Source organism: Methylobacterium terricola, from assembly GCF_006151805.1.
In the GTDB taxonomy this organism is placed as follows: domain Bacteria; phylum Pseudomonadota; class Alphaproteobacteria; order Rhizobiales; family Beijerinckiaceae; genus Methylobacterium; species Methylobacterium terricola.
Genome location: NZ_VDDA01000004.1, coordinates 529,107 through 549,713, shown reverse-complemented (window position 1 = coordinate 549,713; position 20,607 = coordinate 529,107). Strand labels below are relative to the sequence as shown.

Below are 20,607 nucleotides of genomic sequence, written 5' to 3'. Positions count from 1 at the left end.
CCCTTTGCCCCGCAGGGATGTCCGTATGACGCCAGTGCCCTCGCAGCTCGAGCCGAAGCTTCTCCTCAAGAGCCTCCGCGCCTTCCGGAAGGGGGATTTCTCGGCTCGCCTGCCCCTCGACCTGACGGGCATCGACGGCGAGATCGCCGAGGCGTTCAACGACATCGTCGAGCTGAACCAGGGGCTCGCCCGCGAGCTCGACCGCGTGGCGCGCACCGTCGGCAAGGACGGCCGGATCGGCGAGCGCGGCAAGCTGCCGGCGGCGACGGGCGGCTGGGTCGAGTGCGTCGATTCGGTCAACGCGATGATCGGCGACCTCGTCCAGCCGACCACCGAAGTCGCGCGGGTCATCGGCGCGGTGGCCAAGGGCGATCTCGGCCAGACCATGCAGCTCGAGATCGAGGGCCGCCCGCTCCGCGGCGAGTTCCTGCGGATCGGAAGGGTCGTGAACACGATGGTCGACCAGCTGAACTCCTTCGCGAGCGAGGTGACCCGCGTCGCCCGCGAGGTCGGTTCGGAGGGCAAGCTCGGCGGGCAGGCCCAGGTGAAGGGGGTCGGCGGCACCTGGAAGGACCTCACCGACAACGTGAACCTGATGGCGGCCAACCTCACCGGCCAGGTCCGCAACATCGCCGAGGTCACGACGGCGGTCGCCCGCGGCGATCTGTCGAAGAAGATCACCGTCGACGTCAAGGGCGAGATCCTGGAACTGAAGAACACCATCAACACGATGGTGGACCAGCTGAACTCCTTCGCCTCCGAGGTGACCCGCGTCGCCAAGGAGGTCGGCACGGAGGGCAAGCTCGGCGGGCAGGCGCAGGTCAAGGGGGTCGGCGGCGTCTGGGCCGATCTGACCGACAACGTCAACATGATGGCCGAGAACCTGACCGGCCAGGTCCGCAACATCGCCGAGGTCACGACGGCCGTCGCCCGCGGCGACCTGTCGAAGAAGATCACCGTCGACGTGAAGGGCGAGATCCTGGCCCTCAAGCTGACCATCAACACGATGGTGGACCAGCTCAACTCCTTCGCCTCCGAGGTGACCCGCGTCGCCCGCGAGGTCGGCACCGAAGGCAAGCTCGGCGGTCAGGCGCAGGTCGAGGGCGTCGGCGGCACCTGGGCCGATCTCACCAACAACGTGAACCTGATGGCGGCGAACCTGACCGGTCAGGTCCGCAACATCGCCGACGTGACGACCGCGGTCGCCAATGGCGACCTCTCGAAGAAGATCACCGTCGACGTCAAGGGCGAGATCCTGGAACTGAAGAACACCATCAACACGATGGTGGATCAGCTCAACTCCTTCGCCAGCGAGGTGACCCGGGTCGCCCGCGAGGTGGGATCCGAGGGCAAGCTCGGCGGCCAGGCGCAGGTCAAGGGCGTGGCCGGCACCTGGGCCGACCTGACCGACAACGTCAACCTGATGGCGGAGAACCTCACCGGTCAGGTCCGCAACATCGCCGACGTGACGACCGCGGTCGCCAATGGCGACCTGTCGAAGAAGATCACCGTCGACGTCAAGGGCGAGATCCTGGAACTGAAGAACACCATCAACACGATGGTGGATCAGCTCAACTCCTTCGCCTCCGAGGTGACCCGCGTCGCCAAGGAGGTCGGCTCGGAGGGCAAGCTCGGCGGGCAGGCCCGCGTCGAGGGCGTGGCCGGCACCTGGGCCGACCTCACCAACAACGTCAACCTGATGGCGGCGAACCTGACCGGTCAGGTCCGCAACATCGCCGACGTGACGACCGCGGTCGCCAATGGCGACCTGTCGAAGAAGATCACGGTCGACGTCAAGGGCGAGATCCTGGAGCTGAAATCGACCATCAACACGATGGTGGACCAGCTGAACTCCTTCGCCTCGGAGGTGACCCGCGTCGCCCGCGAGGTCGGCACCGAAGGCAAGCTCGGCGGTCAGGCCCAGGTGAAGGGCGTCGGCGGCGTCTGGAAGGGTCTCACCGACAACGTCAACATGATGGCGGCGAACCTCACCGGTCAGGTCCGCAACATCGCCGAGGTCACGACCGCGGTCGCCAACGGCGATCTCTCGAAGAAGATCACGGTTGCCGTCGAGGGCGAGATCCTGGAGCTGAAATCGACCATCAACACGATGGTGGACCAGCTGAACTCCTTCGCCAGCGAGGTGACCCGCGTCGCCCGCGAGGTCGGCATCGAGGGCAAGCTCGGCGGTCAGGCGCAGGTGAAGGGCGTCGGCGGGACCTGGAAGGACCTCACCGACAACGTCAACATGATGGCCGAGAACCTCACCGGCCAGGTGCGCAACATCGCCGAGGTGACGACGGCGGTGGCCAACGGCGATCTGTCGAAGAAGATCACCGTCGACGTGCGCGGCGAGATCCTGGAGCTGAAATCGACCATCAACACGATGGTGGACCAGCTGAACTCCTTCGCCTCGGAAGTGACCCGCGTCGCCCGCGAGGTCGGCACCGAAGGCAAGCTCGGCGGCCAGGCGCAGGTGAAGGGCGTCGGCGGGACCTGGAAGGACCTCACCGACAACGTCAACATGATGGCGGCGAACCTCACCGGCCAGGTGCGGGGCATCGCCAGCGTCGTGACGGCGGTGGCGCAGGGCGATCTCAAGCGCAAGCTCTCGGTCGACGCCAAGGGCGAGATCGCGGCCCTCGCCGCCACCGTCAACGAGATGATCGAGACGCTGGCGACCTTCGCCGATCAGGTGACGAACGTCGCCCGCGAGGTCGGCGTCGAGGGCAAGCTCGGCGGCCAGGCCCGGGTGCCGGGTGCCGCCGGCCTGTGGCGCGACCTCACCGACAACGTGAACCAGCTGGCGGCGAACCTCACGACACAGGTCCGCGCCATCGCGGAGGTCGCGACCGCGGTGACCAAGGGCGATCTCGCCCGCTCGATCGCCGTCGAGGCCTCCGGCGAGGTCGCCGCGCTGAAGGACACGATCAACGAGATGATCCGCAACCTGCGGGACACGACGTTGAAGAACGCCGAGCAGGACTGGCTCAAGACCAACCTCGCCAAGTTCACCCGGATGCTGCAGGGCGAGCGCGACCTCGCCACCGTCTCGAACCTGATCCTGTCCGAGATCGCGCCCTTGGTGAACGCCCAGCGCGGGGTGTTCTACATGGTCGAGGACGAGGCCGGCGAGCCGATCCTCGACCTCGTGGCGAGCTACGCCTTCACCGAGCGCAAGAACCTCTCGAACCGCTACCGCCTGCGCCAGGGCCTCGTCGGGCAATGCGCCTACGAGAAGAAGCGCATCCTGCTCACCAACGTGCCGGGCGACTACGTCACCATCGGCTCGGCGCTCGGCGAGGCGGCGCCGCTCAACATCATCGTGCTGCCGGTCCTGTTCGAGCAGGAGGTGCGTGCGGTCATCGAGCTCGCCTCGTTCAACCGGTTCAGCGAGACGCACCAGTCGTTCCTCGACCAGCTCACCGAGTCGATCGGCATCGTGCTGAACACGATCGCGGCGAACATGCGCACGGAAGGCCTCCTCAAGCAGTCGCAGCTGCTGACCGGCGAGCTGCAGAGCCGGCAGGAGGAACTGAAGAAGACCAACGACCGCCTGGAGCTCCAGGCCGCGTCGCTGCAGCAATCCGAGGACCTGCTGAAGAGCCAGCGCGAGCGCCTGCAGCTGACCAACGAGGAACTGGAGGAGAAGGCGCGGCTGCTCGAGATCCAGAAGCGCGAGGTCGAGGGCAAGAACCGCGAGGTCTCGGTCGCCAAGACGGCGCTCGAGGAGAAGGCCGAGCAGCTGAGCCTGACCTCGCGCTACAAGTCGCAGTTCCTCGCCAACATGAGCCACGAGCTGCGCACGCCGCTCAACAGCCTCTTGATCCTCTCCAAGCTCCTGTCGGAGAACCGCGACGGCAACCTGACCGACAAGCAACGGGAATTCGCCAAGACCATCAACGCGGCGGGCACCGACCTCCTGTCGCTCATCAACGACATCCTCGACCTGTCGAAGATCGAATCCGGCACGGTGTCGCTGGAGATCGGCGACGTCGCGCTCCAGGACCTCGTCGACAACCTCGACCGGACCTTCCGCCAGGTCGCCGAGGAGCGTCACCTCGCCTTCGCGATCGAGGTCCAGCCTGGCCTGCCGCGCTCCGTCCGCACGGATGCGAAGCGGCTGCAGCAGGTGCTGCGCAACCTCCTCTCCAACGCGTTCAAGTTCACCGAGACGGGGAGCGTCGCCCTGGCGATCGGCTCGGCCGAAGGCTCGCCGCTCCGCGCCGGGAGCCGGTGGATGGCCCTGTCCGTGACGGACACCGGGATCGGCATCGCCGAGGACAAGCAGCGCATCATCTTCGAGGCGTTCCAGCAGGCCGATGGGACCACCAGCCGCAAGTACGGCGGCACGGGCCTCGGGCTGGCGATCAGCCGCGAGATCGCCCGCCTGCTCGGCGGCGAGATCGTGGTGGAGAGCCGCCTCGGCAGCGGCAGCACCTTCACGCTGTTCCTGCCGGTGGAGCCGCCGGTGCCGGCGGTCGCGGGCCGCACGCCGGACCTGTCCGAGGCGAACGGCGCCGCGGCGCCGATCGGGCGCCCGCCCAGCGCCGCGATGGCGCTGTCGGCCTCGGCCGACGACCGCCACGCGATCCATGCGGGCGATCACATCGTGCTCATCGTCGAGGACGACGCGATGTTCGCCTCGGTGCTGCTGGAGCTCGCCCGCGAGCGCGGGTTCAAGGGCCTCATCGCCCAGGACGGCGCCGGCGCGCTGAGCCTCGCCCACCGCTTCACCCCGCACGCCATCACCCTCGATATCGGCCTGCCCGACATGGACGGCTGGGCGCTCCTCGACCTCCTGAAGAACGATCCCCGCACCCGGCACATCCCGATCCACGTGATCTCGGTCAACGACGAGAAGAAGCGCGGCCTGCGCGCCGGCGCCTTCGGCTTCCTGGAGAAGCCGGTCGACCGGGAGGGCCTGATGCGCGCCCTCGAACGGTCGAAGGAGTTCATCACCCGGCCGGTGCGCACCCTGCTGCTGGTCGAGGATGACGAGAACCAGCGCGCCAGCATCACGGCGCTGCTCGGCGAGGAGGACGTCAAGATCTACGCCGTCGGCACCGCCGCCGCCGCCCTGGAGGCGGTGACCGGCGGGCGCTTCGACTGCGCGATCATCGACCTCGGCCTGCCCGATCTCGGCGGCGCCGAGCTGATCGAGCAGATCCGCGCCTCGCAGGACGGCGAGGAGCTGCCGATCATCGTCTATACCGGCCGGGAGCTGACGCCGGCCGAGGAGCAGCAGCTGCGGAACACTGCCTCGACGATCATCCTCAAGGACACGCGCTCGTCCGAGCGGCTTCTCGACGAGACCGCCCTGTTCCTGCACCGGGCCATCGGCAGCGCGAGGCCGGAGGACCCGGTCCTCGTCGCGGGCGCCGATACCGCGACCCTGCACGGATGCCAGGTCATCCTGGTCGACGACGACCTGCGCAACATCTTCTCGCTGACGAGCGCGCTGGAGGAGCACGGGCTCCAGGTCCTGTTCGCCGAGACCGGGCAGGACGGCATCACCCTCCTCACCGCCAACCCGACCGTCGACGCGATGCTGATCGACATCATGATGCCGGGGATGGACGGCTACGAGACGATCCGGGCGATCCGGGCGATGCCGGCCTTCCGCCGCCTGCCGCTGATCGCCGTCACCGCGAAGGCGATGAAGGGCGACCGCGAGAAGTGCATCGAGGCCGGCGCCTCGGATTACGTCTCGAAGCCGGTCGACGTCGACCAGCTCCTCGCCGCGCTCCGGGTCCAGCTGGAGCGGCGTGGCGCCGGACCGAACGGTGCGGCCGTGATCGGGGAGGGCGCGCGGGCATCGGCGCAGACGCCGCTGTGACGAGCCGTTGGGAGGACCCGCTCGCCATGGGCGACGATGCCGAGGACGGCAAGCCGACCGCGTCGCCGGACCCGCTCCCGATCCGGGCCAAGATCCTGATCGTCGACGACGACCGGCGCAACCTGCTCGCCGCGTCCGAAATCCTCGCCGATCCGGCGCTCGATCTCGTGCTGGCGGATTCGCCCGAGGAGGCCCTGCGCCGGACCCTGCGGGAGGAGTTCGCCCTCATCCTGCTCGACGTGCAGATGCCGCGCATGGACGGCTACGAGGTCGCCGCCCTGATCCGCAGCCGTCCGCGCACCTCGCGGGTCCCGATCCTGTTCCTCACCGCGCACAACAAGGAAGACATGCACATCTTCCGCGGCTACTCCGCGGGCGCGGTGGACTACGTCTTCAAGCCGATCCAGCCCCTCGTGCTGAAATCGAAGGTCGACGTCTTCGTCGACCTGTACTGCAAGACCGAGGAGATCAAGCGCAAGGCGGCGGCCGAGAAGCGGCTGCTGCTCGAGAACCTGCGCGTGCGCGGCGAGAAGCTGGAGGCCGAGCAGGCCTTGCGCCGGCGCGAGGAGCATCAGGCCGCCGTCCTGCGGGGGCTGCCGATCGCGCTCTACACCTCCCCGGTCGGGGGCGAGGAAAGGCGGCTCACCTTCACCAACGACAGCATCGAGCGCATCACCGGCTTCTCGCGCGACGCCTTCGCGACTTCCGGGCTGTGGGAATCCCGCCTCGATCCCGAGGATAGCGAGCGCGTCCTCCGGGACCTGCGCGACCTGCCCGAGACCGGCGCCGCCGCCCTCGAATATCGCTGGCGCAACGCCGACGGCACGGAGCGGCACATCCTCGACCAGGTCGTCGTCAAGCGCGGCGAGGACGGCCGGGCAGCCGAGCTGTTCGGGATGTGGTTCGACGTGACCGAGCGCAAGGAGCTCGAACTCAGCCTGCAGCACGCCTCGAAGCTCGAGGCGGTCGGCCGCCTGACGGGCGGCATCGCCCACGACTTCAACAACATGCTGAGCATCGTGATCGGCAACCTCGATCTCGCGCGGGGATCGCTGCAGGACAACGAGAAGGCACTGCGCCGGGTCGAGAACGCCATCGAGGGCGCGCATCGCTGCGCCGAACTGACCAGCCGGCTCCTCGCCTTCTCGCGGCGCTCGCCCCTGCAGCCCCGGGCCCTGGACTTCGCCGACTTCATCCCCGGCCTGACCAAGCTGCTCGCGCGCACGCTCGGCGAGCGGATCACCATCGCGGCCGAGCTCGACGGCGAGCTTCCGGAGATCTGCGTCGATCACGCCCAGTTCGAGGCGGCCCTGATCAACCTCGCGGTCAACGCGCGCGATGCCATGCCGGAGGGCGGCACGCTCCGCATCCGCGTCCAGGCTCGCGACGTCCCTGCTCCCGAGGGGACCGGGAGCCCGCGCTGGGTCGACATCACCGTCGCCGATACCGGGACCGGCATGCCGCCTGCGATCCTCGCCCGGGTGTTCGAGCCGTTCTTCACCACCAAGGAGGCCGGCAAGGGGACGGGCCTCGGCCTCAGCATGGTGTACGGCTTCGTGCAGCAGAGCGGCGGGACCATCGCGGTCGACAGCAGCCCGGGCCAGGGCACGCGCTTCGTCGTCACGCTGCCCGCCCCCGACCGACGCGGCATCACGCCGGCGAGTATCGACCAGCGCGCGCCCGACGCTGCGGCGGAGGCCGTGAACGGCGCGGGCAAGGTCGTTCTCGTCGTCGAGGACGACGCCGATGTCCGCTCGACCCTCGTCGCGACGCTCGAGGCGCTCGCATTCACGGTGCTCAGCGCGCAGGACGGCAGCGAGGCGCTCCGCATCCTGGAGCGCGAGCGCGACATCGCCCTCGTCTTCAGCGACGTGAACATGCCGGGCACGATGACCGGCATCGATCTCGGGCACGTCATCCGCCGGCAATGGCCGCAGATGCCGATCCTGCTGACCTCCGGCTACCTCCAGGAGCATCAGGATGCGAGCGACTTCGACCTGCTGTTCAAGCCTTACCGCACCGACGAGCTGGTCGAGCTTCTGAGGACGTCGCTGCACGGCATCCAGGCGGCGTGACGCCGGCCGGAGGCCGGCACGACCGGGGACGCTCACAATCCCGGCGCCCGCCGGGCTGTTGCCCCGTGAGGCCGCCGCCGCGATACTGGCCCGGCCGGTTCGACAAGAGACCGTGCGGTGGAAGGAAGCCAGATGCGAGTCTTGAGCCTGTTGCGGACCGCGACCGCGGCCGCGGCCCTGTCGTTGATCGCCCTGGCGGCGGTCGCCGCAGATTACCCGGCGCCCCGTGAGGGCGACTGGACGGTCAAGGACTTCAGGTTCCACACCGGCGAGGTGCTGCCGGAACTGCGTCTGCACTACACCACGGTCGGAGACCCGAAGGGCGAGCCGGTGGTCGTCCTGCACGGCACCACCGGGTCGGCCGCCAGCATGCTGACGCCCGGATTCGCCGGCGAGCTGTTCGGCCCCGGCCAGCCGCTCGACGCGAGCAAGTACTACATCGTCCTTCCGGACGCGATCGGCCACGGCAAGTCGTCCAAGCCGTCCGACGGGTTGAAGGCGAAGTTCCCGCGCTACAATTACGACGACATGGCCGCGGCGCAGTACCGGCTGCTCAAGGAGCACCTCGGCCTCAAGCATGTCCGACTGATCATCGGCAACTCGATGGGAGGCATGCATGCCTGGGTCCTGGGCGTGACGCATCCCGAGTTCATGGATGCCCTCGTCCCGATGGCGGCGCAGCCGAGCGAGATGGGGAGCCGCAACTGGATGACGCGCAGGCTCCTGATCGAGACCATCCGGCGCGATCCGACCTATGCCGATGGCGAGTACACGACCCAGCCGGCCTCGTTGCGGGTCGCCAACGTCTTCTTCGCCCTCTCGACCAGCGGCGGCACCCTGGCCCTGCAGAAGCAGGCGCCGACCGGGGCGCTGGCCGACACGCTGGTGGATGCCCGCCTGGCGGCGCCGTTCAACGCGGATGCCAACGACTACATCTACCAGTGGGATTCGTCGCGCGGCTACAATCCCTCGCCGGGCCTCGAGAGGATCGACGCGCCCGTGCTGGCGATCAACGCGGCCGACGACGAGCGCAACCCGCCCGAGACCGGGATCATGGAGCGCGAGATGAAGCGTCTCAAGAACGGGCGCCTGTACCTGATCCCGGCCAGCGCCGAGACCTCGGGCCACGGCACCACGGGCTTCGCCCGGTTCTACAAGCAGCAGCTCCAGGACTTCCTGCAGGCCGCGCCGAGACGCGCCATGTAGGTTCTCGGCCGGAGCCTGCCCGCCCGGGTCGTGTGGGCCTCGCCACCAGCCCGCGGCGAGGCCGATGCCGGCAATCCGGGCGGGTCCCATGCCTCGTTGCAGAGCGGTCGGCGCATGGTGGTGACGGGAAACCCAGGCGCGCGCAGGCGGTGCCCGAGGTCGCCGCCGGTGCCCTGGCCGCGGGGCAGCGACGACGATCGCGAGGTCCGAGATGCGCCCGCCGCCAGAGCCGAGATCGACGGCGAGGCGGCCCACCCCCGCCTTGCGCGCCGGCACCTCGCCCCTGCGGCACGACCTGGAGCACCGCCGCTGCCAGCGTGACGCACCGAACGCCGCGTTCGACAACGCTGGCGGCCTGAAGCGCGACGGTGCCGGGATCGGCCCCGACCGGGACCTTCCGCGGATCTGCGGCGCCACAATGCGCGGCGGGACCTCGACGGCGGGTCGGGTTTCGACGCCGCAGCCTATCGGGCGCGCTGTGGTTCATCCCGCGTGCCCGCCTCGGCCCTCCTGGCCAACCAGGACGCCAGCAGCCCCCTGGTCCATCACCTCGCGCGCAGTCCCTCCGGCACCGCCCCTGGTGGCGGTCTCGCCTGCGCCGAGGGCGCCTCAATACGACTTCGGCTTCATCAACGAGCCGCGGCTCGCCACGAGCGCCACCACGATCCAGGGACAGACGAAGACGAGGAAGAACAGCAAGCCCATCACGAACCTCCCGGGACCATCACCCCGACAATGCCCGACGGCCGGCGGGGGTTGCGCGACCGCCCCGTCCGCTCACTCCTCGCCCGCCGGCGCGCCCGTGTCCCGCGCGCGGTGGAGCAGGAAGATCGACACCACCATCACCAGGATCAGCCCGGCCAGGACCCCGAGCTCGATCATCGAGGCGCGGAACAGGGCCTCCTTCTGCGGGCTCCAGTCGGTGGCGTGCATCTGCTCGGCGGTCTGGAGCGTCAGCACCAGGACGCGGCGGATCGAGGCGATCAGCCCGACGATCAGGAACGGCTCGCAGGTCAGCCGGCCGGAGCGCATCGACACCCGCACCGTGTGCAGGATCTCGACCAGCATCAGCAGGAACAGCAGCCGGTCGACCACGTCGAGGAGCTGCGAGGCGCCGCCGACCGCCAGGATCGCCTTGCCGGTCATTCCCGCCGCGTCGACCAGCGCCATCACGGCGGTGAGCGCCAGGAGCACGCCGAGGGCGGCGTAGATCGCGTGCTCGGTGTGCAGGAACACGAAGGCGGAGAGCCGCGTCAGGCGCCCGCCCTCCTTCTCGGCCTTCTCCAGTTTCGCGTGCTCGACCATCGTCGTCTCCAAAGGGGCCGGGAATCGGGGCCGGCCAGCGCGGATCGGTGCGGGGCGCTCAGCGCAGGTCGCGCGGCATGCGGAACGGCAGCATCGCCCGCACCAGCGGGTTCCTGAACCGGTCGAGGTCGAGGGCCTCGTGCACCGGCTGCACCGCCTCGCCGCAGATCCGCGCCGCGAGCAGCGAGCGCGAGTAGAACGGCGCATCCTCGAACCGGCGCAGCATCGCGGCCCGCCCGTCGTCGCTGCGGGTCGCCCGTTGCAGGCGCCACAGCGTCGGCGGCAGGGCGGCGGGGACCGGCGGGTCGATCGGTTGCGGCGTGCCGTCGGGGGCAAAGCGCAGCGACAGGTCCTGGCGGCTGCCGTCGCGGCGCAGGACATCGTAGAGGATCGCCGCGCCGTGCGTCAGGGTCGAGCGCGACCACGTCCAGCTCCGGAACGAGTCCTCCAGGGGGACGTCGCCGTCGTTGGTGTCGAAATAGGCGTGGCCGTTCCAGCGGAGGGACGGCCGGTCGAACGCCACCTCGATCCGCGACGCGGGCGCGAGCGGCCACCAGCGGTGGCGCCCCTCCGCGTCGAGGGTGAAGGGTCCGGGCGTGATCCCGGAGGGCCGCACCCGGATCGAGCCGGAGAGCCGCGAGGGCAGGGGGGTCGTCACCTCCTCGACCCGGATCGTCAGCACCGTGCCGTCCCAGTGCAGCGCGCTCGGGCCGATCGACAGCGTGGTCGCGTCGCGGGAGACGCTGCCGCGCCGCCGCTCGGTCATCGCCCAGGCCTTCGGACGCCCGTACAGGACGACGTTGACGGCGGAATGGTCGATCGGGTCCCTGTGCCGGCTCCAGGCGTAGTAGGGCGAGAACACGCTGCCGAGGAACGCGATGACGGTGATCCCGTGCTGCCCGTCGTCGCTCACCCCATCGACATACCACCAGGCATAGCCGCCCGAGGGGACGCTCACGTCGAACCGAGGTCCCGCAGCACGCTCGCGGCCGCGAGCCGGCCCGACTGCGCCGCCATCGGCACCCCCGGCCCCGGATGGACGCTCCCCCCCGCGAGGTAGAGGCCCGGCAGCCGCGTGCGCGCCCCCGGCCGGCGGAACGACGCCATCCAGCCGTGCGAGGCCCGGCCGTACAGCGCCCCGCCCGTCGCCGGGAACAACCGATCGAACTCCGCCGGTGTCGTCGTGGTCCGCGCCGTTTCCGAGATCGTCAGGCCGCAGGCGGAGAGCCGCCGGCTCATCGTGTCGTGGCATCGGGCGATCTCCTCATGGGTCGGGGCGGTGCCGGAGGCCGGCGCGTTGACGAGGCAGAGCAGGGCTTCCGGAGCCTGCGCGGGAATCCCGTCGTCTTGCCGGTCCTGCGCGCAGACATAGACGGTGGGGTCGCGCGGCAGGCGGCCGTGCCGGGTGAGGTCGGCGAACTCGGCCTCGTAATCGCCCGAGAAGAAGACGTTGTGGCGCACGAGGTCGAACCCCTCCGGCCGGCCCGCCACCGCGAAGGTCACCGCCGAGAGCGAGCGCTCGCCCGCCGGCACCCGCGCGACGCAGGCGGCGGCCGCCCGCCCGAACAGCCCGTCGGCCAGTGCCGCCGCGTCGACATTGGCGACCACCCGGGTCGCCGGCAGGTGCTCGCCGGTCTCGAGCATCACCCCGGCGACGCGACCGCCCGCGACCACGATCTCGGTCGCGGCCGTGCCGTACCGGAAGTCGGCCCCGTGCTCTTCGGCGAGGTCGGCGACCGCGGCGGCGAGCCGCGACAGCCCGCCCGCCACGGTCCAGACGCCCTCCATCTCGACATGGGCCACGAGCATCAGGGTCGCCGGTGCGGCGAAGGGCGAGGAGCCGCAATAGGTGGCGTAGCGGCCGAAGAGCTGGCGCAGCCGCGGATCGCGGAAATGCTCCGCCAGCGCGGCCCACAGCGTGGTGAAGGGCTGGATGCGCATCAGCCCGGGCAGCCCCGAGGGGCCGGCCCGCAGGGCGAGATCGACCGGGCTCGGCCGCTGGCCGCGGATGAACGGTGCCTCCAGGGTCGCGTAGATCTCGGCCGCCCGGGCGCGGAAGCGCCGGAACCCCTCCGCCTCGCGCGGACCGGCGAACGCGGCGATCGCCGCCTCGGAGCGGGCCGGATCGGCGAAGAGGTCGAGGCGCTCGGCGGCGCTCCAGGCATGGCGGGCCAGCACCGAAGCGGGCGCGAGATCCACCCGTTCGCCGAGATCGGCGCCGCACTCCGCGAAGATCTCGTCGAAGACCCACCGCATGGTGAAGACCGTCGGGCCCGCCTCGACCTGGCATGGGCCGGCCTGGACCCGGCGCATCTTGCCGCCCGGCGCGGCGGCCGTCTCGACCAGGGTCACGGCCAGGCCCTTGGCGGCGAGGGTCAGCGCGGCGACCAGCCCGCCGATCCCCGCCCCGATCACGACTGCCCGCTCCTGCGCCACGCCGTTGATCTCCCGTCGCAACAATGTCAATCTAAGTTGACAGTTTGAGATGATCAAACGAAATGACAGAGAGGGGAGAGGCGCATGGATGACGGTCGGCGCATCGAGCGGACCCTGGACGTGGCCGTGGCCTTCGCGGAGGCGCCCGGCGCGCCGCCGCTCCTGGCGGAGGCGATCCGCTACGCCGTGTTCCCGGGCGGGCACCGCATTCGCCCGCGCCTCTGCCTCGCCGTCGCCCGCGCCTGCGGCGACGACGATCCCGCCGCCTCGGACGCCGCCGCCGCGGCGATCGAGCTCCTGCACTGCGCCTCGCTGGTCCATGACGACCTGCCCTGCTTCGACGACGCGGCGGAGCGCCGGCGCAAGCCCAGCGTCCACGTCGCCTTCGGCGAGCCCCTGGCGGTGCTCACCGGCGACGCCCTGATCGTGCTCGCCTTCGAGACCCTGGCCCGCGGCGCTGCGCGCTCGCCGACACGGCTCGCGGCTCTGGTCGGGCTGGTGGCGCGGGCGGTCGGGTCGCCCGCCGGCATCGTGGCCGGCCAGGCCTGGGAATCCGAGCCGCAGGTCGGGCTCTCGGTCTATCAGCAGGCCAAGACCGGCGCGCTCTTCGCCGCCTCCACGGTGACGGGCGCCGCCGCCGCCGGGGCCGAGCCGATGGCCTGGCGGCTGCTGGGCGAGTATCTCGGCGAGGCCTACCAGGTCGCCGATGATCTGCGCGACGTCGCCTGCCGTCAGGAGGAGATCGGCAAGCCGGTCGGGCGCGACGTGACCCTCGGGCGGCCCAACGCGGCGGCGCTGCTCGGCATGGACGGGGCCATGCGCCGCCTCTCCGACCTCGCCCACGAGGCGATGGAGGTGATCCCCGATTGTCCCGGCGTGGGCGCTCTCCGCGCCGAGATCCTGGCCCAGACGCGGCTGTTCCTGCCGGAGCGGCTGGCGCAGAGCCTGGTGGCGTAGGGGCGATGGCCGGGAGGTCTCGCACCCGCCGAATCCTCCCCCCTCTGCGGGGGAGGGTGCCCCGCGGATGCGGGGCGGGAGAGGGGCAGCGCGGCGCGGATCCAGGGAGGCACACGTCATCCCGGTCGCGACCTCTCCGGAGGCGGCGTCCCCTCTCCCGGCCCCTGCTGACCCGGGGCCTGCCCTTCCCCGTAGAGGGGGGAGGGGCATGAGGCCCGGCCCGCGCGTCCTCCCGGTCCCTCCCGTCGCCCCGCCCGCCTGGCGCGACCGCCTCCTCGCCTGGCGCCACCGCCTGATCGCCAGCCCGCGCTTCCAGCGTTGCGCCGCCGCCTTCCCGCTCACCCGGCCGGTGGCGCAGGCCAACGCCCGCGCCCTGTTCGATCTCTGCGCCGGCTTCGTCTACGCGCAGGTGCTGGCCGCCTGCCTCCGCGTCGATCTGTTCCGCCTCCTCGCCGACGGCCCGATGACGGCGGACGACCTGTCCCGCCGCCTCGACCTGGCCCCCGACCGGACCCTGTGCCTCCTGCGCGCCGCCGCCTCGCTCGGACTCCTGACCGCGCTCAAGGACGGCCGCTTCGCACTGGGCGATCTCGGCGCGGCGCTCATCGGCAACCCCTCCGTCGCCGCGATGGTCGCCCACCACGCCATGCTCTACGACGACCTGCGGGATCCCGTGGCACTGCTGCGCGGACAGGCCGGCCCGACGCAGCTATCCACCTATTGGGCCTATGCGGCCACCGACGATCCGGCACAGGTGGAGGAGGCGGCGGTCGCGCCCTACGGCGCCCTGATGGGCGCCTCGCAGGCGCTGGTGGCCGGCGACGTCCTCGATGCCTATCCGCTGACCCGCCACGCCCATCTCCTGGAGATCGGCGGGGGTGAGGGCGCCTTCGCGATCGAGGCGGCACGGCGCGCCCCGGATTTGCGCGTCACCCTGTTCGACCTGCCGCCGGTGGCGGACCGCGCCGCGCGCCGTTTCGCCGAAGCGGGGCTGACGGGCCGCACCACCACCCTCGGCGGCAGCTTCCACCACGGGCTGCCGCAGGGCGCCGATGTCGCCTCGCTGGTGCGCGTCGTGCACGATCACGACGACGAACCCGCCCTCGCCCTCCTCAAGGCGGCCCGCGCGGCGCTCCGCCCGGGCGGCACGCTGCTCGTCGCCGAGCCGATGGCCGGCACGCCGGGCGCCGAGCCGGTCGGCGCCTATTTCGGCTTCTACCTCCTCGCCATGGGCAGCGGCCGGCCTCGGACGGCGGCCGAGCTCGCCGGCCTGCTCCGGGAGGCCGGCTTCGCCCGGGTGCGCGAGCCGCGGACCCGCCGCCCGATGCTGGTGCGCCTGCTCGCCGCCACGGCCCCGTGACCGGCTGCGCATCGTCGAATGTGTAAAGCAAACTTGACGCACATTGATGTCCATCTAATATGACGATTGCCGCTTCGAGCGGCACTCATCCGCATCAGGCGGGAGGCCGTACCGCATGCACGCGCAGGCCGTGATCCTCGACCGTCCCGAACGGCTCGGCCTCGCCGAACTCGCTCTCGACGCACCCGGTCCCGCCGACGCGACCGTCGAGGTCGCGTGGAGCGGCATCAGCACCGGCACCGAACGCCTGCTGTGGTCGGGCCGGATGCCGGATTTCCCCGGCATGGGCTACCCGCTGGTGCCGGGCTACGAATCCGTCGGCCGGGTGGTCGAGGCCGGCCCCGAATCCGGCCGCCGCGTCGGCGAAACGGTGTTCGTGCCGGGCGCCCGCTGCTTCGGTCCGGTCCGCGGGCTGTTCGGCGGCGCCGCCTCGCACCTCGTCTCCGCCGGCCACCGGCTGCGGCCGATCCCCGAGGCCCTGCACGAGCGCGGCGTCCTGCTGGCGCTCGCCGCCACGGCTCACCACGCGCTGGCCGGGAGCGGGTGCCAGGGGCGCCAGCTCATCGTCGGGCACGGCGTCCTCGGGCGGCTGCTGGCGCGCTTGGCGCGGATCGACGGTCTCGATCCCATCGTGTGGGAGCGCGACCCCGCCCGACGCGGAGGGGAAGCGGGCTACAGGGTGATCGATCCGGGAGAGGACGACACGACCTACGCCCGCATCATCGACGCGAGCGGCGATGCCGGCCTCCTCGATACCCTGATCGCCCGGCTCGCGCCCGGCGGCGAGGTGGTGCTGGCCGGCTTCTACGCGGCGCCGCTCGCCTTCGCCTTCCCGCCGGCCTTCCTGCGCGAGGCGCGGATCCGCGTCGCGGCGCAGTGGCAGCCCGGCGACCTCGACGCCGTGGCGGCGCTCGCCGGCAGCGGCGCCCTGTCCCTCGACGGCCTCGTCACCCATCGCCGCCCGGCGGCAGAGGCGTCGACCGCCTACCGCACCGCCTTCAGCGATCCCGCCTGCCTCAAGATGATCCTCGATTGGAGAGCCCAGCCATGAACGCTTCGCTGAACGGCGCCGCTCTCCGGCAGGCCACGCTCCTGCGGGCCGAGGCCGCGATTCCCGCGGACCCTGTCCCGACGGCGGCGACCCGCGAGACCCAGATCATCGCGATCTACGGCAAGGGCGGCATCGGCAAGAGCTTCACCCTCGCCAACCTGTCCTACATGCTGGCGCAGCAGGGCAAGCGGGTGCTGCTGATCGGCTGCGACCCGAAGAGCGACACGACCTCGCTGCTGTTCGGCGGCCGGGCCTGCCCGACGATCATCGAGACCTCGACGAAGCGCAAGCTCGCCGGCGAGGCGGTGGCGATCGGCGACGTCTGCTTCAAGCGCGACGGGGTGTTCGCGATGGAGCTCGGCGGGCCGGAGGTCGGCCGCGGCTGCGGCGGGCGCGGCATCATCCACGGCTTCGAGCTGCTGGAGAAACTCGGCTTCCACGAATGGGGCTTCGACTACGTCCTGCTCGACTTCCTCGGCGACGTGGTCTGCGGCGGCTTCGGCCTGCCGATCGCCCGCGACATGTGCCAGAAGGTCATCGTCGTCGGCTCGAACGACCTGCAATCGCTCTACGTCGCCAACAACGTCTGCTCGGCGGTGGAGTATTTCCGCAAGCTCGGCGGCAATGTCGGCGTCGGTGGCCTCGTCATCAACAAGGACGACGGCACCGGCGAGGCGCAAGCCTTCGCCGAGGCCGCCGGCATCCCGGTCCTCGCCTCGATCCCGGCCGACGACGACATCCGCAGGAAGAGCGCCAATTACGAGATCATCGGCCGGCCGGACGGGCGCTGGGGCCCGCTCTTCGCCGAACTCGCCGAGAACGTCGCCGGCGCCCTGCCGCACCGGCCGGCGCCGCTCTCCCAGGACGCGCTGCTCGGCCTGTTCAAGGGCGAGGCGGTCGGGCGCGGCGTGGTGCTCGATCCGGCGAGCGACGCGGATATGCGTGGCCGTGCGGTCGAGCGCCGGCCCTCCCTCGAAGTCGTCTACGAGGCGGTCTGACCATGGGCGCCTCCCTCGACCTCGCAGCCCTGCGAGCCCGGACACCCGTCGACGCGCCGGTCAACCTGGAGGCGACGCGCCAGGACGGGCTCGGCTGCCATTCCGGCAAGGAGACGATGGCCCGCGCGGCGCAGGCCGCCGGGATGGGCGAGACCCTGGACGCGCTGAAGCGCGACTACCCCACCGGCCCGCACGACCAGCCGCAGAGCATGTGCCCGGCCTTCGGCTCGCTCCGGGTGGGCCTCAGGATGCGCCGCACCGCCACGATCCTGTCGGGCTCGGCCTGCTGCGTCTACGGCCTCACCTTCACGTCGCATTTCTACGGCGCGCGCCGGACCGTCGGCTACGTGCCGTTCAACTCCGAGACCCTGGTCACCGGCAAGCTGTTCGAGGACATCCGCGACGCGGTCCACGCGACCGCCGACCCGGCGCTGCACGATGCTGTGGTCGTCATCAACCTCTGCGTCCCCACCGCCTCCGGCGTGCCGCTGCGGCTGCTGCCGCGGGAGATCGACGGGGTGCGCATCATCGGCATCGACGTGCCGGGCTTCGGCGTGCCGACCCATGCCGAGGCCAAGGACGTGCTCGCCGGCGCGATGCTGAAGGTCGCCCGCGCCGAGGTGGAGCAGGGCCCGGTCGCGGCGCCGCGCCAAGGCCGCGGCGCGCGCCCGACGGTCGCGCTGCTGGGCGAGATGTTCCCGGCCGATCCGATGCAGATCGGCGCGCTGCTCGAACCGCTCGGGCTCGCGACCGGGCCGGTCGTGCCGACGCGGGAATGGCGCGAGCTCTACGCCGCGCTCGACTGCACGGCCGTGGCGGCGATCCACCCGTTCTACACCGCGTGCTTACGCGAGTTCGCGGCGGCGGGCCGCCCGGCGGTCGCCTCCGCCCCGGTCGGCCATGACGGCACGGCGGCCTGGCTCGACGCGATCGGCGATGCTTGCGGCGTCGCGCCCGCCGCCGTCGCGGCGGCCAAGAACCGGTTCCTGCCGGCGATCCGGGCTGCGCTCGCGGCCAACCCGATCCGCGGCCGGATCACGCTGACCGGCTACGAAGGCTCGGAGCTGCTGGTGGCCCGCCTCCTCGTCGAGAGCGGCGCCGAGGTGCCTTACGTCGGCACCGCCTGCCCGCGCACGGCGATGTCCGAGATCGACCGCGACTGGCTCGCGGCGCGGGGCTGCCGGGTGCAGTTCCGGGCCTCCCTCGAGCAGGACCTCGCGGCGGTCGAGGAATTCGGGCCTGATCTCGCCATCGGCACCACCCCGGTGGTGCAGAAGGCCAAGGAGAGGGCGATTCCGGCCCTCTACTTCACCAACCTGATCTCGGCCCGTCCGCTGATGGGCGTCGCCGGTGCCGGCTCCCTGGCGCAGGTCGTCAACGGCGCCATGGCGCAAGGAGAGCGGTTCGCCGCCATGCGGTCGTTCTTCGCCGGCGTCGGCGAGGGCCACGCCGCCGGCATCTGGGAGGACGTGCCGAGGAAGCGCGCCGCCGTGACGCGGCCCGCGCCGGAAAAGCCGATCGGGGAGATGGCCTGATGCTCGTCCTCGATCACGACCGCGCCGGCGGCTACTGGGGTGCCGTCTACGTCTTCACCGCGGTGAAGGGCCTGCAGGTGGTCATCGACGGTCCCGTCGGCTGCGAGAACCTGCCGGTGACCTCGGTGCTGCACTACACCGACGCGCTGCCGCCGCATGAATTGCCGATCGTCGTCACGGGCCTGGCCGAGGAGGAACTGGGCCGCCACGGCACCGAGGGCGCGATGCGCCGCGCCCACGCCACCCTCGACCCGGCGCAGCCGAGCGTCGTCGTCACCGGGTCGATCGCCGAGATGATCGGCGGCGGCGTCACGCCGGAAGGCACCAATCTCCAGCGCTTCCTGCCCCGCACCATCGACGAGGACCAGTGGCAGGCCGCCGACCGCGCCCTGTCCTGGCTCTGGCACGAATACGGCGCCAAGAAAGCGGCCAGGAAAGGCGTGATCCCGCCCCGGCCGGAGCGGGCGCCGGGGGTCAAGCCGCGGGTCAACCTGATCGGCCCGGCCTACGGCACCTTCAACATGCCCTCCGACCTCGCCGAGATCCGACGCCTCGTCGAGGGCATCGGCGCCGAGGTGAACCTGGTCTTTCCCCTCGGCACCCACCTCGCCGACATCCCGCGCCTCGTCGAGGCCGACGCCAATATCTGCCTCTACCGCGAGTTCGGGCGGCTGCTCTGCGAAGCGCTCGACCGGCCCTACCTCCAGGCGCCGATCGGCGTGCACAGCACCACCAAGTTCCTACGGGTCCTGGGAGAAATCCTTGGCCTCGATCCCGAGCCCTTCATCGAGCGGGAGAAGCACACGACGCTGAAGCCCCTGTGGGACCTGTGGCGCTCGGTGACGCAGGACTTCTTCGCCTCGGCGAGCTTCGGGGTGGTGGCGACCGACACCTATGCCCGCGGCCTCCGGAACTTCCTCCAGGACGAGATGGGCCTGCCCTGCCGGTTCGCATTCTCGCGCAAGGCCGGCGCCAAGCCCGACAACGCGGCGGTGCGCACCGCCATTCGCGAGACGCCGCCGCTCGTCCTGTTCGGTTCCTACAACGAGCGCCTGTATCTCGCCGAGACCGGGGGGAGGGCGGTGTACATCCCGGCCTCGTTTCCCGGCGCCGTGGTGCGGCGGCACACCGGCACGCCGTTCATGGGCTATTCGGGCGCGACCTACCTGGTCCAGGAGGTCTGCAACGCGCTGTTCGACGCGCTCTTCCACATCCTGCCGCTGTCCCGCGACATGGACGCCGTCGAGGCGACGCCGGCCCGCGCCCATCGCGCACTCCCGTGGGACGACGAGGCCCGCCGGCGCCTCGACGCCTCGGTGGAGGAAAGCCCGGTCCTGGTGCGGATCTCCTTCGCCAAGCGCCTGCGCGACGCCGCCGAGCGCGAGGCGGCCCGGGCCGGAGCCGAGCGGGTGACCGACCTCTACGTCGAGCGCGCCCGCGCCGCGCTCGCTGCGGCCTGACCGGGCCGTGCCAGCCGGCGCGGCATCCGCTCAGCGCCGGTCCCGTCGAGACGCCTCGCGGAGGAGCGCGAGCAGGGAGGAGACCAGACGTCATGAGAGCCGAGACCCTATCCCGTCCGTTCGTCACGGTGTCGCGGTCCCGTTCGGAGGCGGTCCAATTCCGGGCCATCCTGGCGGCGACCTACCCGGTCTTCCTCGTCGCTGCCGTGCTGCAGCGCCTGCGCCCCGGCGCGGCTGCGCCGATGCCCCGCCGCTCGGTCTTCGGCGAGGCGCGGGCGATGGCGCTCTCGGCGATTCCCTTCGCCTTCATGGGGTAGGGCCCGTCCCTTCCCCTCCCGGGGCCGAGTTTCCGCCGCCGCACCGGCGGCGGAGAGACCGCCCGTCC

Annotated in this window: 13 protein-coding genes; 10 read left to right on the top strand and 3 right to left on the bottom strand. The window is 71.3% G+C overall.

Annotation, left to right across the window (positions count from 1 at the left end; translation table 11 throughout):
* Positions 1 to 25: 25 nt before the first annotated feature.
* The 3 genes from FF100_RS13010 to FF100_RS13000 all read left to right on the top strand — a co-directional run bounded on the left by FF100_RS13010 (position 26) and on the right by FF100_RS13000 (position 9,120).
* A complete protein-coding gene (locus FF100_RS13010) occupies positions 26 to 5,839 on the top strand; it encodes a HAMP domain-containing protein (RefSeq protein WP_246102056.1) in 5,814 nt (1,937 codons plus the stop codon).
* A gap of 26 nt (positions 5,840 to 5,865) precedes the next feature.
* On the top strand, positions 5,866 to 7,914 hold the full coding sequence (locus FF100_RS13005) for a response regulator (RefSeq protein ID WP_139036204.1): 2,049 nt from the start codon (positions 5,866 to 5,868) through the stop codon (positions 7,912 to 7,914).
* Between the two features lie 132 nt (positions 7,915 to 8,046).
* Positions 8,047 to 9,120 (top strand): alpha/beta fold hydrolase, encoded by a 1,074-nt coding sequence (locus tag FF100_RS13000; protein ID WP_139036090.1) that lies wholly within the window; start codon positions 8,047 to 8,049, stop codon positions 9,118 to 9,120.
* 777 nt (positions 9,121 to 9,897) lie between these two features.
* On the opposite strand, the gene FF100_RS12995 is transcribed toward FF100_RS13000, so the two are convergent.
* From FF100_RS12995 to crtD, 3 genes are read right to left on the bottom strand one after another with little or no spacing between them, the layout of a single operon-like run.
* Positions 9,898 to 10,425 (bottom strand): phosphate-starvation-inducible PsiE family protein, encoded by a 528-nt coding sequence (locus tag FF100_RS12995; RefSeq protein WP_246102054.1) that lies wholly within the window; start codon positions 10,423 to 10,425, stop codon positions 9,898 to 9,900.
* 58 nt (positions 10,426 to 10,483) lie between these two features.
* Positions 10,484 to 11,383, bottom strand: coding sequence for a carotenoid 1,2-hydratase (locus FF100_RS12990; RefSeq protein ID WP_139036089.1), 900 nt, complete (start codon positions 11,381 to 11,383; stop codon positions 10,484 to 10,486).
* Positions 11,380 to 12,861, bottom strand: a complete 1,482-nt coding sequence (gene crtD / locus FF100_RS12985) for a 1-hydroxycarotenoid 3,4-desaturase CrtD (RefSeq protein WP_139036088.1) — start codon at positions 12,859 to 12,861, stop codon at positions 11,380 to 11,382. The genes FF100_RS12990 and crtD overlap by 4 nt, the downstream gene beginning before the upstream one ends.
* Before the next feature lie 84 nt (positions 12,862 to 12,945).
* Here crtD and FF100_RS12980 point away from each other — a divergent pair, with 84 nt between their 5' ends.
* The 7 genes from FF100_RS12980 to FF100_RS12950 all read left to right on the top strand — a co-directional run bounded on the left by FF100_RS12980 (position 12,946) and on the right by FF100_RS12950 (position 20,539).
* Positions 12,946 to 13,818, top strand: coding sequence for a polyprenyl synthetase family protein (locus FF100_RS12980; RefSeq protein WP_139036087.1), 873 nt, complete (start codon positions 12,946 to 12,948; stop codon positions 13,816 to 13,818).
* Between the two features lie 208 nt (positions 13,819 to 14,026).
* Positions 14,027 to 15,178, top strand: a complete 1,152-nt coding sequence (locus tag FF100_RS12975; RefSeq protein ID WP_139036086.1) for a methyltransferase — start codon at positions 14,027 to 14,029, stop codon at positions 15,176 to 15,178.
* Positions 15,179 to 15,293: 115 nt separating this feature from the next.
* On the top strand, positions 15,294 to 16,229 hold the full coding sequence (gene bchC, locus FF100_RS12970) for a chlorophyll synthesis pathway protein BchC (protein ID WP_139036085.1): 936 nt from the start codon (positions 15,294 to 15,296) through the stop codon (positions 16,227 to 16,229).
* Positions 16,226 to 17,227 (top strand): chlorophyllide a reductase iron protein subunit X, encoded by a 1,002-nt coding sequence (locus FF100_RS12965; RefSeq protein WP_139036084.1) that lies wholly within the window; start codon positions 16,226 to 16,228, stop codon positions 17,225 to 17,227. Before bchC ends, FF100_RS12965 begins: the two co-directional genes overlap by 4 nt.
* Positions 17,228 to 17,229: 2 nt before the next feature.
* The gene (bchY, locus tag FF100_RS12960; protein ID WP_139036083.1) at positions 17,230 to 18,762 is read left to right on the top strand and encodes a chlorophyllide a reductase subunit Y; all 1,533 of its coding nucleotides are present in this window, start codon (positions 17,230 to 17,232) and stop codon (positions 18,760 to 18,762) included.
* On the top strand, positions 18,762 to 20,222 hold the full coding sequence (bchZ, locus tag FF100_RS12955; protein ID WP_139036082.1) for a chlorophyllide a reductase subunit Z: 1,461 nt from the start codon (positions 18,762 to 18,764) through the stop codon (positions 20,220 to 20,222). Before bchY ends, bchZ begins: the two co-directional genes overlap by 1 nt.
* 92 nt (positions 20,223 to 20,314) lie before the next feature.
* Positions 20,315 to 20,539 carry a hypothetical protein gene (locus FF100_RS12950; protein WP_139036081.1) on the top strand — a complete coding sequence of 75 codons (225 nt, stop codon included), beginning with the start codon at positions 20,315 to 20,317 and terminating at the stop codon, positions 20,537 to 20,539.
* Positions 20,540 to 20,607: the final 68 nt, after the last annotated feature.